Source organism: Psychrobacter sp. A3, from assembly GCF_028823565.1.
In the GTDB taxonomy this organism is placed as follows: domain Bacteria; phylum Pseudomonadota; class Gammaproteobacteria; order Pseudomonadales; family Moraxellaceae; genus Psychrobacter; species Psychrobacter celer.
Genome location: NZ_JAPEHS010000142.1, coordinates 1 through 2,899 on the forward strand (window position 1 = coordinate 1; position 2,899 = coordinate 2,899).

At 45.2% G+C, this 2,899-nt stretch carries 3 protein-coding genes; all 3 read left to right on the forward strand.

Annotated elements, in window-relative coordinates:
- Window positions 1-380, forward strand: a 380-nt coding sequence (locus NK638_RS12115; RefSeq protein WP_274633210.1) for an arginase family protein, incomplete at its 5' end; no start/stop codon positions are given.
- Window positions 381-670: 290 nt separating this feature from the next.
- Window positions 671-1,999 (forward strand): imidazolonepropionase, encoded by a 1,329-nt coding sequence (gene hutI, locus NK638_RS12120; RefSeq protein ID WP_274633211.1) that lies wholly within the window; start codon window positions 671-673, stop codon window positions 1,997-1,999.
- A gap of 172 nt (window positions 2,000-2,171) precedes the next feature.
- Window positions 2,172-2,899: hypothetical protein (locus NK638_RS12125; RefSeq protein ID WP_274633212.1), on the forward strand; the 728-nt coding region annotated here is incomplete at its 3' end.

The following is a 2,899-nucleotide window of genomic DNA, read 5'->3' on the forward strand; positions in this document are numbered from 1 at the left end:
TTTCCAATACTGCCGCGCTTTTCGACCGTGCTGAGCAATTAAGCGTGCATATTATCAGTGACGAAGATTGCGCCAATAAGAAATGGAAAAAACTTGCGGCGCAAATAGAGACCTTTATCAATGACGTTGATGTCATCTACTTAACCATTGATATGGATTGCTTGCCAGCAAGCGTGGTACCGGGCGTTAGTGCGCCCGCTGCTTATGGTATTGAGCTGAGCTTCGTTGAGCGTGCGGTCAAATGTATCATGGCATCAGGCAAAGTAAAAATGGCTGATATCGCTGAGATTAATCCGACCTTTGATATTGATGCACGCAGCTGTAAAGTCGCCGCTCGCCTCTTAGCGACTATTATCGAGCAGCATTTACTTTTAGTATAAATAAATCGATATAGAATCAAAATGTGGTTGCTATTGATATAAGTGACTGGGATAAGTTTTGCGAAGCCTTTGTCTCGCTTGTGCACAACAAGCGAGTAAAATTTGTACCAGTCACGCTATAACATTTTTAAAATAAACCAACCATACAAGGTTACTGAAGTAAATTTTGCACACCCTCTGTCAGCAGCACCACAGCAAGAAGCGTTTTTTCCAACGACACACTGTCTATTTTAAAATAAACGGACTATGAATGGCTGCACTAAATCTATACTAATAAGCAGGAGTACACCATGACTTATACAATAAATCCTACAGATCAAATGCATATAAACGACTCCATCCTAACTTCATTTGATCACCTCATTATCAATGCCAATCTTGCCACCTTTTCAGCGCAATACGGCTTTGATATTTACAGTGACAATCAAAGCAATGATCAAAACAAAAGCACTCCTTATGGTCAGTTAGAAAGCGCCGCTATCGGTATCAAAGACGGCAAAATCGCATGGGTTGGTACGTATGAGCAAATCAAGCCGCATCTGACTCATTATAAAAGCGATCAAATCAAAAACGTACATGGCAACTGGATCACGCCCGGACTTATCGATTGTCATACCCATATCGTGTATGGCGGCAATCGCAGCAACGAGTTCGAAGCACGCTTGCAAGGTGCCAGTTATCAAGATATCGCCGCGCAAGGTGGCGGCATCGTCTCGACAGTGAGCGCTACTCGTACAGCAAGTGAGGAAGAACTATTTACCCAAAGTGAAAAACGTCTGCTCGCCCTCTTGCGCGAGGGCGTGACCAGTATCGAGATCAAATCAGGCTATGGGCTGGACTTAGACACTGAGCGTAAAATGCTAAAAGTCGCTCGTGCGCTCGGCGACAAACACCACATTCATGTTAGCACCACGTATTTGGCCGCCCATGCACTACCGCCAGAATATAAAGACCGTGCCGATGACTATATCGAGCAAGTTTGCCAGTGGTTGCCCATCTTACATAGCGAGGGCTTAATCGATGCGGTCGATGGTTTTTGTGAAAACATCGCCTTTAGTAGTGAGCAAATTAAGCGCGTCTTTGATATTGCTCGCTCATTAGATTTGCCTGTGAAGCTGCATTCTGAGCAGCTCTCAAACATAGGTGCCAGCGCTTTGGTAGCAGAATACCAAGGGCTATCAAGCGACCATCTTGAGCACTTGGCAGAAGATGATATCAAAAAAATGGCCACAAGCAACACGGTAGCCGTGCTATTGCCAGGGGCTTTTTATACGCTGCGTGATACCAAGCTGCCACCGATTGAAGCATTGCGCAAGCATCGGGTGCCGATGGCTATCTCAACCGATTGCAACCCCGGCACCTCGCCGCTCACCTCGCTGTTATTGGCGATGAATATGGGCTGTACACTATTTTATCTCACTACTGAAGAAGTGTTGGCAGGCGCAACCGTGCATGCAGCGCAAGCATTAGGCCTCGCCAAAAAAGGCAAGATAGAAGTCGGCTGTGATGCTGACTTGGTATTATGGGACATCGCCCGCCCTGCTGACCTTGCTTATCAGATGGGGCTAAATCCTATCGCAGGTATCATGGTACAAGGCAGATGGCGTGAAGCGGTATAACAAACCACTATAAAAACCTATTCATAACAAAAAATCTGGCAATAAAGTATTGCCAGATTTTTTCTATTTTCAAAATTCAAACAAGCCTAGGCACCTTCTTCTCTATACTATAACGAGCACATGACAAAAACCTACCCCACCGTCTATACCTTAATACATTGGTATGCCAGATATGCTTGATCAACCATTATCAAACACCAGTAGTAGCCATCTTGCCGCAGAAGCATTTGCTGCGCTACCGCCTATCATGCAGGCGCGGCTAATACAAAGCCAGCGTGTGATATTGATCGCCAACAACCCGTCGATAGACACAGCGTTCTTAAAGACGCTATTGCAGCCTACTGATATGTTGGTGTTATTTAATGATTTTATTCATGCAGACTTCTTTGCCTATCATCCGCTCGCCAAAGATTTACCAAAGCTACTGTTTTTTAGACAAATCGGTGACAGTAAATTGCATTTTGGCCTACCGCCTCGCAGCAATAATGTGACAGCGATGCTCGATATGACTAAGCAAGCACCGCTTGGCATCTTGTTTGGGAATGCTGCCTATCAGTTTCCCATGCCATGCGACGATCCAAACCCCGCTGATGATCCCATAACCGCCAACCGAGTGCTAGAGATTCCAGAACCGCTTGAGAAACTATTACGTAGCGATGAGCATTGCGCTGTGCTATCAGAGCAGCATAAAGTAGTGGCAGATTATCCTATTTTTGCGGATATTCATTCCTCTGCGCCGACATCAGGGTTTTTATTATATCGGTTACTGTTGTCTGCACGCCTGCATATTCAGCAAAAACAGAAAGCTGAGACGCTGCTATCAATAGTGATGTTAGGTTTTAATAATGATGATAAGACCGCGCATTTTTGGGAAGGTCATAATTGGGCGTTTGAGCGGCA